The organism is Kamptonema formosum PCC 10802 (genome assembly GCF_000332335.1).
GTDB lineage: Bacteria > Cyanobacteriota > Cyanobacteriia > Cyanobacteriales > Oscillatoriaceae > Oscillatoria.
In genome coordinates this window covers 6306179-6318286 of record NZ_KB235948.1, presented here as the reverse complement: position 1 = coordinate 6318286, position 12108 = coordinate 6306179, and the positions used below count along the sequence as shown (strand labels likewise).

Genomic DNA, 12108 nt, shown 5'->3' with positions numbered 1-12108 from the left:
ATTATTATAAACTATATTAAGAAATGTAAAAATTCGAGCGATACCAGGCGGTGCTATGGGCAACAGAAAACAGCAGCGGGCGGTCGTCATTGGCGCTGGAATTGGTGGCCTGACAGCCGGCGCGCTGCTGGCCAAGCGGGGCTACAAGGTGCTAGTCTTAGACCAGGCTTTGGTTCCAGGGGGATGCGCCTCCACGTTCAAGCGCTTTGGATTTACTTTTGATGTCGGCGCGACTCAGGTGGCCGGTTTGGAGCCCGGTGGCATTCACCACCGCATTTTCTCAGAATTGGAGGTGGAACTCCCACCGGCAACCCCCTGCGATCCTGCCTGTGCGGTGTATTTGCCGGGAGAGACTCAACCGGTAAGCGTCTGGCGCGACCCGGAAAAGTGGAAAGCTGAGCAACGCCTGCAGTTTCCAGGCAGCGAAAGGCTGTGGGGGCTGTTTGCCACTCTGTTCCGCGCCAGCTGGGCGTTTCAATCTCGCGATCCCGTCCTGCCACCGCGCAATCTCTGGGATTTGTGGCAGTTAACTAAGGCGGTCCGTCCCGACACCCTGATTGCTGCGCCCTACACTTTGATGACGGTGGGGGATGCTTTGCGCTTGTGCGGGTTGGCGGACAATCTGCGCCTGAGAGCGTTTCTGGACATGCAGCTGAAGCTGTACTCCCAAGTGGATGCGGAAGAGACGGCGCTGCTGTATGCGGCGACGGCGCTGGGAGTCTCTCAAGAACCGCAGGGGCTGTTTCACCTGACCGGCAGCATGCAGGTGCTCAGCGACTGCTTGGTGGCAGCTCTCGAAAAGTACGGCGGCAAACTTTTGATGCGCCACACGGTTGAGCGCATCAGTGTTGGGGGTGCCGGTGCGGAAGGCGTGGTGGTGCGCAACCAGAAAACCGGGGAGGTTTGGGCCGAACCGGCTGACCATGTGGTGGCGAATGTGCCGGTGCAAAATTTGGTGAAATTGCTGGGCGAGAGGGTACCGGCAGGCTACCGCTACCGTGCGGACAAACTGCCGCCGGCATCGGGAGCGTTCGTTGTGTATTTAGGCGTAAAACAGGAAGCAATTCCGCCCGGATGCCCGCCACACTTGCAGTTTCTCTACGACTACAGCGGTGAGATAGGGGAGAATAATTCGCTTTTCGTCTCGGTGAGCCATCCGGGGGACGGGCGAGCGCCCGCTTCTATGGCCACGATTGCGGCATCGTCGTTCACGGATACGCGCCGGTGGTGGAATTGTGCCGATTATCAAGGGCTGAAGGAAGAGTACGCGCAGGAGGCGATCTCGCGGCTGAGCTCGTATTTCAACCTGACGCCGGAAACGATTGTCTGTCAGGAAGCGGCGACGCCGAGGACGTTTGCCCGCTATACGGCGCGGGAGGACGGGATTGTCGGGGGGATTGGCCAGCGGGTGCCTACGTTTGGCCCGTTTGGGTTGGCCACGCGCACGCCGGTCCGGGGTTTGTGGCTGGTGGGGGATTCGACGCATCCAGGAGAGGGAACTGCCGGTGTTTCCTACTCGGCGCTGACTGCGGTGCGGCAAATTCAGGCGGAGGGGTAGGAGAGGCACTTCTGCCAATTGGGAATTTTGGATGCCAGGATTTGGGGTTTATAGCAGTATGCACTTAGGTTAGAATATTAGACCTTCAGGGGGGGCGGGACGCCTGCCCTACGTCTATATAGCAGTAAGCATTTAGGAAACCTACATTCCGGCCTCCCTTGCTCCAGAGCTCCCGAAGATTCTATTGTTCTAACCAATATGACTGCTGCTATAAAACCGGCAGGAAAGCCTTTTGAAGTTACAAGAAATCGGGTTGCTTGTGGTGAGGGAGGGGAAAAATTTATGCAAGCAACCGGGTTTCTTAAAGAAACCCGGGTTCTCCGTACCTGACTAATATGAGAGAGGCTATAAAGAGCTTTTTACAGTTTTAACTCCAGAGGGTCGCAGAAATTACTCACGCCCAGCTTCATCACATACATGAGAGCCGGCGCTAGCAATATCTCGGGGCAGAGGCGCTTGCCCATTAAATTGGCCGCCACTGCCGCATATTTGCCGCTCAAAAAATCCTCTTTCACTTCGCAGATGCCAACGCGACATCTCTTGGCAAAGCCATCTAGCCAAGTTAAGCTGTCGGGTTCTTGCCCAACTTCAATGGCTAGGCTGAGGGCAGCATCTTCCAAATCCCCCTCACAGTCCTCTATGACATCAAGGGCTTTCAAGGCATCGGGATAAGCTGCTAATTCAGTGCGAAATTGAGCAATTTCTTCAGGTGTGACTGCAGTCATGGGGTAATTATTGGGCAGTGGGCATCATCGCAGTGGGCATTATCGCAGTGGGCAGTGAGCAGTGGGCAGTGGGCAGTGGGCATCATCGCAGTGGGCGCTGGCATTGGGCATTGGGGATTGAGTTGATTATATCGGTTTTCAGTTGGATGAAGTACATGCCAGAAACCCGGTTTCTTTAAGAAACCGGGTTTCTCAGTACCTCACCTCGGATGAAAACCGCCATATCAACTTTTCTCCCAACTCCTAACCCCTAAACCGCCAGCCCTAACATGGGCATTGGGCGCTGGGGATTGGCAATTCTCGCCTGAGTGCCCCAGCCTCGCAGCAGGGGCGGGGGTGGGGAAAGCCAACAGCCTTCACGATGCCCCAACCATTTGCGGCGCACCCGCCCCCACAAGGGTTTCCCCGCTCCTACTGTGAATAAGGATACCACCGGAATTGAGATAAGATGGGAGGTTTTGCAAGCATCAAATCTTATGTTACAAACATGTGTTAAATATAAAATCCGTTGAATTAGTTTCAAAATGGGGGGCGGGGGGAGCGCCCCCAGACGCTGCAATAAAATTGGACGTAACCAACCGGAGGTGATATTAGGGGGCAGCAGGGGCAGCGGGTGGTGGCGCGGGAGCTGCCGGCGGGGGAGGATTCTGCTGTTTTTCCCACTGCTGGATCTGGGCCCGTGCCGCCGCATAAGCTGGGGCGTAGGAGGGGATTTGCTGGGCAATTTCAATCGCGCCAAGCTTGTCATATTCAGACCGCTCTTGGGCCATTGCCAACATTTGCTGGCTCCACTGACCGATCGCCGAGATGGCGTCTGAGCGCAAGGTGCTGCTCTCAGAGACTTGATTGGCCGTGCGAATGGCCGCCGCCAGAGTGTCTGGGGTTCCCGAACTGGCGGCGCGATAAGCGTCCTCCAGATATTGCTTGCCCCGGATTTCATCCCGCCACTGGCCGATAGTCTCGCGAGCCTCGCTGTAGAGAGCGCGTCCCGGTTGAATTCTTTCGGCCATTTCGATAGCCTCAGACAGTTTGCCAATCGTAGCCAAGTCCCGCGCCCCGTCGAGGTAGGGCTGGTCTTCCTGCTGCTGCACCTGCCGAGTCCAGTCCTGGACTTTCTGGCGAGCTTGCTCGGAAAGCGCCCGCCCCTCGCCAATCTTGCTCGCTTCGCCAATGGCGGCTTGCAAGGATTCAATGGTGCCAAACCGGGCGAGGATCTCAGCGCGGTCGAGATACGGCATGTCTTCCTGAGTCTGTATCTCCCGGTTCCAGTCAGCGATTCGCTGCTGAGCTTGCTCAGAAAGCGCCCGCCCCTTGCCAATTTTACTGGCTTCATTGATGGCAGCTTTCAGGGCTTCAACCGTGCCATAGCGGGCCAGCATCTGGGCCTTTTCTAAATAGGGGCGGTCTTCTTGAACTTCAATTTGATTCTGCCAGCGGCTGATTTCCTCCTGAGCTTGCTGATATCGCGGTTTGGTGTTTTTAATCAGCTGCACTTGGGTAATGGCCGACTTCAAGTCGCTCACAGAGCCGCTTCTAGCCAGATTGCGAGCTTTTTCCAGATAGGCTAGGTCTTCGATGCTTTGCTGCCACTCATTGATCAATTTCTGGGCTTTGCTGTACAGAGGCCGGTTGGGGGCAATTTTTTGGGCGGCGGCAATAGCGCCTTCCATACCCGCCACCGAGTCTTGCCAGGTGAGAGCTTGCGCCCTAGCCAAATCGGTGAAATCTTGAACTTGTTCCTTTAAATTCGTACCGTCAGGAATTTGGCGAGCGATTTCCAGCGCCCCATTCAAATCTCGCTTTTCTAGCCGCTCCTGGGCCAAACCCATCATTTTGCCAGCAAATTCCTGGATGGCCTCCTGAGCCCCCTGATACATATAACTCTTCGGGCTAATGGACCTGGCCAGTTTAATCGCCTCTGCGAGGTTCTCTAACCCCCCTTGCTCGGCGCGACTGTAAGCCTTGTTCAACTTGGTGCCCTCTTCCTTGGCCACCTTCATCTGCTGGTTAATTTGCTCGTACTTCGTCGTCGCCCAGTAGTTATTGCCTACGTCCAGCAGCAGGGTGGCTTGACGGAAAGCCTGAGGCCACTTTTGCTTGCGCATGGAGGCTTCGGCTTTTTTGTAGATATCCTCGGCCTCCGACCAAATTGACTTCCAGCGGTTAATCCGCTCGTCCACTATTTCCGAGGCTTTTTCGACCTTGGGAACTTTGCGAGCTATGGCGATGGCATCGTCGAGCTTGCCTTCTTGAAAGGTTTTTTCACTCAGATCCAGTATCTGCTGGGCCCAGATGGCGATATTGCGGTTGATTTCTGGGCGCAGCGGGTGATCCTCTGGAAGCGCGTTGATCAGTTCGATCGCCCTGAGCAAGTCGTCCACCGTCTGCTTGTTCGCCCCCTGCTGAGCGCAGTACATGCGCAAGCTAGCGGAAGCTGTTGGCCAAAATATAGAGGGACAGTTAGGAGCTGTTGGCAGCCGCAACAGCAGCCCCATCGCTATCAGTCCAGTTCCCCCAAAGATTATTGCCGACAAGCCAACCCAGAACTGCCAGCTCGCCAGCAGGTTTTGCAGGTTCGCAGGCAGCTCGAAAGGCTCTTTAGGGCGCTCTTGCCCTTGGTTTTCCCTGCGCCGCCGGCGCAAATCCGCAAGCTTTAGGGCTGCCGGGTGGGCGTCCTCGCTCGCCCCCCATCCCGTGACGGGGTGAGGCAGGGGTGCTTGTGCCGCCGGCGCTCCACTGACGGCTGGAAACCCGGAAATTGGGCGGTCATCTACTGGCTTGAAAGACCTAGCGGCCCGCCGCCGGTCTCGACCTTTGCGATTTCTAATCATATCCCACACACCAACAGTAAAGCAGCGGTTTCGGCTGCCGCAAACATTCCGTCATTGATATCCTATCTGATACATTTACGCAACATTTGTCCGGGAATCTCCGGACAATGAAACGATGGCACTATCACCGTTAGCAGTAATAGAGGTGGTATCCCGCAGAGCTTTTAGGAAAATCCCACGCGCTCGCCATTCCAGTCCCGCGATAGCGTAAAGCCGCAACTGGGACAATGGAAAACTTAACATATCTAGGAATAGGTCCGCTCTCAATTTTTTGTCTGCCTTGTATCACATTATCAAGCTTTGTCCAGAAAATCGACTATTAAATTTCGCCTCTCATTCCCAGCCAAAGCCAAATTTTATCTCCAGAAGCTAAAGTACCTCCTTTTTACCGTTTTAGTTGTGGCGGGCGGGAAACCCCTGCCAGATTTGTGACACTCCGCGCACCACAAAGAGCGCCGCAAGAGGTTGGCTACCGATTATATAACGGATGTAACGGATCGGAACAGGTGGACAGGGATGGGCGGCAATGGCGGAGAGGGCGAGGATTCGCTGTCTGAGGGCGCAGGGGCTAGTGGCTGCCGGGACGGTGTTCCCTAAGTCCCAAGTCCCCTCCTGTAAGTGCCTTGTTCCTTGTGCCTTATTTCTTCGAGGACTGGGGAGAGGGTTTGATTCCTCCCCGCGCACAACCGCACGCACAACCCGTCGGTCACACCTTTAGAACTGCCAGATTTTTTGGCAAAAACAGCCAGAAAGTGCAGACACTTTTCGATTTATGTGCTATGCAAGTGCCCCCGAATGTAAGATCGATCTGGCTCACCCTTTGGGAGTGCGGGGATGAACCCTTTGAAAGTAAGGCTATTTTAGCAACCGGTCTGGAAAATCACCCATCACACCGGTCCGGTGGTGGGGTGGGAGTGTCCCTCAAGCGGGCTGGCTGGTTGTGGCGGAGTGCGGGGGAGCACCGGCTCAAAAGGGCTGGGGAGTGCGGGATGTAACGCCTGTGATATCTGGGTTTCACGGCGCTGGGTGCCGGGAGCATCCCGAAGCAAGCAAAGGCTGTCACCCTCACCCCCCTAACCCCCCTCTCCCTTCATGGGAGAGGGGGGAAAAAATCAAGAATTCTCCCCTCACCTCAAAGTGGGAGAGGGGTTGGGGGTGAGGGGGATTACAAAAATGGGATGCTCCCCTGGGTGCCGGCCCCTGCAGCGCCCGCACCCAGACGCCGGCACCGCAGCCTTTGAGCGCGCCGCCCCCCCAAGCCATGCTGCCGGCAGCTTTTCTTTTTGTCGTGGCTGGCAACAATCAGACTTCAGCTCTCAGTGCCCCAATCAGCTGGCTGAGGTCGTCACGGCTGGCTTGGTAAACTTCGTTACAGAAGTGGCAGGTAGCCTCAGCCCCATCATCCTTTTCTATCATGTCTTGCAGCTCTGCTTCGCCCAACAATTTCAGTGCGCCCAAAAACCGATCCGGAGAGCAGCCACAGTGAAATCGCACCATCTGCACTTCGGGGAGGATTTCCAGCCCCATGTCTCCTAGCAGCCCCTCAAACATTTCTGGCAGTGTTTTGCCGGCTTGTAGGAGGGGGGTGAATCCTGACAGGGCGGCTACGCGAGACTCCAAAGTTTGAACGAGCGCTTCGTCTGTGGCGGCTTTCGGCATCACTTGCAGCAGTATCCCTCCAGCGGCGGTGACACCGGCTGCCCCGACAAACACCCCCACCACTAGGGCGGAGGGGGTTTGTTCTGATGTCGCCAGGTAGTGGGTGACATCATCGCCGATCTCACCGGAAACCAGCTCGACTGTACTGGAGTAGGGGTAGCCGTAGCCAACATCCCGGATCGCGTAGAGGTAGCCCTCGCTGCCCACGGCACCGCCCACATCGAGTTTGCCGTTGGGTTTGGGGGGCAGTTCAATTTCTGGGTTATCGACGTAACCGCGCACGGTGCCATCCAAACCGGCATCGACGAGAATCCCGCCTAATGGCCCATTGCCTTTGACGCGAATGTTGACTCTCGACTCCGCCCGCTTCATGCTGGAGGCGAGCAGCAGCCCCGCTGACATGGTGCGCCCCAGGGCAGCTGTGGCGACGTAGGAGAGCTTGTGCCGCTGCCGAGCTTCTTCCGTGAGGCGAGTGGTGATCGCACCCACCGCCCGAATCCCTCCCTGCGCTGCTGTTGCCCGTATTAACTGATCGGCCATGAAAAATCCTAACGTTTCTTAACAATTCCCTGTTTTCTTATTGTAGGTGGATGGCAATGCTTGCCGGTGATGTGGCTGGCACGCCTGTAACCTCTGGCATACTGGAAGGAGGATGACTCGCGCCCGTTGCAATTTTTTTATGCTAGGTACTTTTCAGCAATCCCATCTGAGAATTGAGGTTGAAGCGCCGGCGTCAGCCATTCGGGACAGTCTGCTGCGCCCTGCTGTGGCTCAGCAGTGGCTCTGGCCAGAGCGCTTGGCCACCGGCCTGCCGGAACAGCTGTATGCCGGTTTGACGTTTACTAGCAGTATCGGGCCGGTGGTGATTCACCATCATGTCGATGTGGCTTCCGAGAACTGTCTGCGATTGATATTAAGTCAGGGAATTGATGGGTTTCACGAGTGGTACTGGGGGGACGGTTGGGTGCAGTCGCGCCTGGAAGGAATTTCGCTGCTGCCGCTGAATTTGGGTCAAACGGTTGGTTTGCTGCGCCTGCGGGAGTTTCTGGCAGCTAAGCGGGAAGAGTAAGGGTTAGGGTGCCGGTGTTTTTGTGGCGCGTTAGCCCAGCCAGAAAGAAACCGGGTTTCTGGAAAAAAGTTTGCCGACTCGGCAAAAGAGTTATTCAGAAACCCGGTTTCTCAGCCCCCTCAGAAACCGAGTTTCTGGAACAAGGTTTTCCTCCTCTCCAAAAGAGTTATTCAGAAACCCGGTTTCTCAGCCCCCCCAGAAACCGGGTTTCTGGAACAAGGTTTGCCGACTCGGCAAAAGAGTTATTCAGAAACCCGGTTTCTCAGCCCCCCCAGAAACCGGGTTTCTAATTTTTGCCAAACACCGGCCCGGAAAGCAGTTGAGCTGCCGGTGCGCTAAAACTACCAATGTAAATATCCCCCCAACCTGACTTGGAAGCCGGTGAGGGGGGATAAATTTAGGGCGCTATAACTGGCGATATAAATCCTGTGTTGCGCTCGCACAGCAGGGGAATATAGCAACAGACAGTCAGTTTAAGACAGTGGGATACGAAGTATAGGCGTAGGGCAGGCGTCTCGCCTGCCCTTAAGGTCTTTGGGACAGGCGAGACGCCTGTCCTACGTCCTAACCTAAGTGGCTAGTGCTATAAAAACAGGCAGAACCCACTCAACTTACTTGTGGATTAACGTCGTGTTTGTCGCCGCCTCTAGTTCTTAAAAATGACTGGGTTAGCCGAAACATGCCGGTGCGAGTCATCAACCTCTTGGCCCCGGCTTGGGTTTTACGCCGTTCCCTCCTGTCACAATCATCAGTTCTTCTTCAGAGAGTTCCCTTTCCGACAGTTTAGTTTCTTCCTCAGAAACTGGCGCTTCCCACAGTTCCGTTTCTTTCTCAGACAGTTTCCGCTGCCACAGTTGATGTTACTTGTTCATAAGCCTCATTATAAAGCCCTTGGCTTTAATACAAAACACTTCCTTAGAATGTAGAGTATTTCTGCCTGTTGCGCTAGGATGAAAGCCGGTGTAGCGCTATAAAAAATATCACCCTAATGGCTTATTGACATCTATAAAATTGTGTGCTATTAACTCCCGCCGAGTTGGTGCCCTTCGCGACTAAATAGGGCATCCCGCTAAAGTGTTAGCTTGAAACTGCGGTCTGCGCAGGATTGCACAAAACCAGGGGTGCTTCAAGGTTTCGCTTTGAAGCTGACGTTCCCGGACAGATCCCAACCTTGGAAAAGGACATTTCCTCCTAAGATGACATCTCCAGGAAAAGCCGGCATGTCGGGATCGTGACCATTTCCTTTCCCTGTGCCCCCTGTGGTAATGGGGAGTGTGCTCCACCCCCACCCACCACCTGCCAGAGCCTCGGCTTCTGCCTCAGACAGTTCCTCATACCACAGTTCTGTTTCCTTGTTCACAAGCTTTCTCCTACAGCCCTTGACTTTAATACAGGACACTTTCTTATTTACAGAATGCCGCATCTTTCAATGTGGCGTCTGTGATGAGAGCCACTGTAACGTGTGATAATTATCACCACTACGGGGGCTTGACAAAAAGTAAATCATGTGTATAAGCTGAACCAAAATCGATGCCGCCGGCGATTGGACACTGCCTGCCAGCACTGGCTTGAAACTGTGCGGTGTCTGTCTTGGCCCTGAAAATACTTAACAAATCATATAAGCTAATGTACTCAGCCTGTAAAAAACAGCAGGTTCACCCGTTGTGGATATCTGGCAGTCTCGCCCTCTGCTTTGCGGCCACAACTCGCCCGAGTGGGGCGCAAATCGTCCCGGATGCCACTCTGCCGGTGAATTCCACAGTAAGGCAAAATGGCAGCATCAGTGCTATCACCGGCGGCAGTCGTGCCGGTGGCAACCTGTTCCACAGCTTCAGCCAGTTTTCTGTACCCACCGGCACGGCAGCACACTTCAACAATGCCCTCGATATACAAAACATCATCACCCGCGTCACCGGCAGTGAGATTAGCAATATTGATGGCAGCCTGAAAGCCAACGGCACCGCTAACCTATTTCTGCTCAATCCTAATGGGATTATTTTTGGCCCCAATGCCAGCCTCAATATCGGCGGTTCCTTCTTAGCCTCTACAGCGAGTGGGGTAAAGTTTGCCGATGGCAGAGAATTCAGCGCCACCGCACCCAACACCGCACCGCTGCTGACAGTCAGTGTGCCGGTTGGCTTGCAATTCGGGGCATCTCCTGGAAGCATCCGAAATCAGTCGCTCGCCACCAATAGCAGCGGTGAAGTCATGGGTTTGGCGGTGCAGCCAGAAAAAACCTTGGCGCTAGTCGGCGGCGATGTGCTGCTGGAGGGAGGCTATCTCACGGCACCTGGGGGTCGCATTGAGCTGGGGAGTGTGGGCGGCGGCAGCGCTGCGGTTAGCCTGGCGAGCGCAGACAAAGGCTATGCGCTGGGATATTCTGGCGTGCGGAATTTCCAAGACATTCAACTCTCCCGAGAGGCTTTGGTGAATGCTGATGGCGAAGCGGGTGGCGATATCCAAATTCAAGCACGGCGCTTGTGGCTCGACGGTTCCCTGATTAAAGCTGTGACGCTGGGGGCGAAGCCGGGGGGGACTGTGGCTCTTAGCGCACAGGAGTCTGTAGAAATGAAGGGAAGTACTGCAGATGGGCAATATCCCAGCCAGTTAGTTGCTGGCACGGTAGGAACTGGACCTGCTGGAGACGTTAAGATTGCAACTGGACAGTTGCTGCTTCAAGATGGAGCAAGCATCAGCGCTAATTCCTCAGGCGACGGTCAGGGGGGGGATCTGACGGTACAAGCTTCTGAGTCGGTGCAACTGGTTGGCACCTCCGCCGGTGGGCAATCTATCAGCAGTTTGTCTTCTGAGACGAAAGGAACCGGTGCTGCAGGGAACTTGACGATTGCTACCGGACGGTTGCAGCTTCGAGATGGGGCACAGGTGAGCGCCACATCACTTAGCGATGGTCAGGGGGGGAATTTGACTGTGACGGCTCTGTCAGTGGAACTGGTTGGCACCTCTGCTGACGGGCAGTATCTCAGCGGGCTGTTTACGAGTGGTGAGGGAACCGGCGCTGCTGGAAACGTGAGGGTTGCCGCAGGCAGGTTGCTGGTTCGGGATGGAGCACGGGTCCAAACGACTGCTTTTGGTGAGGGTAGGGGGGGAGATTTGACAGTACAAGCTTCCGAGTTTGTGGATCTGGCTGGCACCACTGCCGGTGGCGATTTGGCCAGTGGCTTGCTGTCTCTGGCTCTCGGTGCGGGAAATGCTGGCAACTTGACGCTCTCTACGGGGCGGCTGACTGTTCGCAATGGGGCGCAAGTAGCCGCCAGCACTCTGGGCGCAGGGCGGGGGGGGACTTTGACGGTGAGCGCTTCTGACTCCATCGAACTGATTGGCAAAGCAGCAACAGGCGAGCTGGTCAGCGGTTTGTTTGCCCGCAGTCGGGATGCTGGAGATGCCGGCAATGTGATCGTGAGCACCGGCACTCTCAGAGTCCGCGATGGGGCGGTGCTCACTGTGGCCGGTTTATCGACCGGCAATGCCGGCAACCTGCAAGTCCGAGCCAACTCTATCCGTCTCGATAGCGGAGGCACTATCACTGCTGCCACTGTCTCGGGTGAGGGCGGAGATATCGCACTGCGCTCCCGAGACTTGATCTTGCGCCGCAACAGCGCGATTACTGCCACGGCTGGCACAGACGGCGGTCGCGGCAATGGCGGCAATATCACCATCAGCACAGATGTCCTAGCCGCCTTGGAAAATAGCGACATCACCGCCAATGCCTACCTGGGGGACGGGGGGAAAATCCAAATCAGCACCAGAAGCATCTTTCGTTCTCCAGACAGCGACATCACCGCCAGCTCTCAATACGGGCTCAGTGGCACAGTGGAAATCAACACCCCAGATGTTGACCCGAGCAAGGGGTTATTCGCCCTGCCGGCGAGTGTCGTCGATGCCGGCAATTTGATTGCTTCTGGCTGTGAAACTCACCGGGGCAGTACCTTTTACGTGACGGGACGCGGCGGCATCCCAGCCAGCCCCACCGAACCGCTGGCCGGCAATACTGTGCTGGTGGATTTTGGCCCAGAACAGCCTGCTTTGGAGCGGGGGAGTTCTGGATCTGGCCAAGTCGCTGTGCGGAGTCGGGCAGAAATCTCCCACGCCCCAAATCCTGGCTCTCCGATTGTGGAAGCGCAAGGCTGGGTTATCGGTGCCGGTGGGGAGGTGATCCTGACCGCCAATCCGCCCGGCGGCACTCCTCACCCTCCTTGGCAGCAGCCGGCTGCCTGTCGCCAGAATTAAACTTGCCACCCGTGGGGG

10 protein-coding genes and 1 pseudogene are annotated in these 12108 nt (G+C 55.8%); 5 read left to right on the top strand and 6 right to left on the bottom strand.

Features of this window, described 5'->3' with window-relative positions; all coding sequences use genetic code 11:
* The first annotated feature begins 55 nt into the window (after positions 1 to 55).
* Positions 56 to 1558 carry a C-3',4' desaturase CrtD gene (gene crtD, locus OSC10802_RS0127850; protein WP_017720062.1) on the top strand — a complete coding sequence of 501 codons (1503 nt, stop codon included), beginning with the start codon at positions 56 to 58 and terminating at the stop codon, positions 1556 to 1558.
* Positions 1559 to 1756: 198 nt separating this feature from the next.
* Positions 1757 to 1888 (top strand): hypothetical protein, encoded by a 132-nt coding sequence (locus OSC10802_RS55905; RefSeq protein WP_255349178.1) that lies wholly within the window; start codon positions 1757 to 1759, stop codon positions 1886 to 1888.
* A 29-nt stretch (positions 1889 to 1917) separates the two neighbouring features.
* On the opposite strand, the gene OSC10802_RS0127845 is transcribed toward OSC10802_RS55905, so the two are convergent.
* The 3 genes and pseudogenes from OSC10802_RS0127845 to OSC10802_RS53350 all read right to left on the bottom strand — a co-directional run.
* Positions 1918 to 2283, bottom strand: coding sequence for a hypothetical protein (locus OSC10802_RS0127845; RefSeq protein ID WP_017720061.1), 366 nt, complete (start codon positions 2281 to 2283; stop codon positions 1918 to 1920).
* A gap of 590 nt (positions 2284 to 2873) precedes the next feature.
* Positions 2874 to 5114 carry a hypothetical protein gene (locus OSC10802_RS42115; protein ID WP_017720059.1) on the bottom strand — a complete coding sequence of 747 codons (2241 nt, stop codon included), beginning with the start codon at positions 5112 to 5114 and terminating at the stop codon, positions 2874 to 2876.
* Positions 5115 to 5189: 75 nt separating this feature from the next.
* A pseudogene (locus OSC10802_RS53350) lies at positions 5190 to 5350 on the bottom strand (RNA-guided endonuclease TnpB family protein); the annotation flags it as partial.
* Positions 5351 to 5746: 396 nt separating this feature from the next.
* On the opposite strand from OSC10802_RS53350, the gene OSC10802_RS0127830 reads away from it, so the two are divergent.
* Complete coding sequence (locus tag OSC10802_RS0127830; protein WP_017720058.1) at positions 5747 to 6109, top strand: hypothetical protein; 363 nt, start codon at positions 5747 to 5749, stop codon at positions 6107 to 6109.
* Between the two features lie 70 nt (positions 6110 to 6179).
* Here the strand turns inward: OSC10802_RS0127830 and OSC10802_RS51295 are convergent, their stop codons facing one another.
* On the bottom strand, positions 6180 to 6413 hold the full coding sequence (locus OSC10802_RS51295) for a hypothetical protein (RefSeq protein ID WP_155968473.1): 234 nt from the start codon (positions 6411 to 6413) through the stop codon (positions 6180 to 6182).
* Positions 6414 to 6416: 3 nt separating this feature from the next.
* The gene (gene hslO / locus OSC10802_RS0127825; RefSeq protein ID WP_017720057.1) at positions 6417 to 7313 is read right to left on the bottom strand and encodes an Hsp33 family molecular chaperone HslO; all 897 of its coding nucleotides are present in this window, start codon (positions 7311 to 7313) and stop codon (positions 6417 to 6419) included.
* Positions 7314 to 7452: 139 nt separating this feature from the next.
* On the opposite strand from hslO, the gene OSC10802_RS0127820 reads away from it, so the two are divergent.
* Positions 7453 to 7842: a hypothetical protein gene (locus OSC10802_RS0127820; RefSeq protein ID WP_017720056.1), complete on the top strand. Its 390-nt coding sequence runs from the start codon at positions 7453 to 7455 to the stop codon at positions 7840 to 7842.
* 1126 nt (positions 7843 to 8968) lie between these two features.
* On the opposite strand, the gene OSC10802_RS0127810 is transcribed toward OSC10802_RS0127820, so the two are convergent.
* Complete coding sequence (locus tag OSC10802_RS0127810) at positions 8969 to 9202, bottom strand: hypothetical protein (RefSeq protein ID WP_155968471.1); 234 nt, start codon at positions 9200 to 9202, stop codon at positions 8969 to 8971.
* A 266-nt stretch (positions 9203 to 9468) separates the two neighbouring features.
* On the opposite strand from OSC10802_RS0127810, the gene OSC10802_RS0127805 reads away from it, so the two are divergent.
* Positions 9469 to 12090, top strand: a complete 2622-nt coding sequence (locus OSC10802_RS0127805; RefSeq protein ID WP_017720053.1) for a two-partner secretion domain-containing protein — start codon at positions 9469 to 9471, stop codon at positions 12088 to 12090.
* Positions 12091 to 12108: the final 18 nt, after the last annotated feature.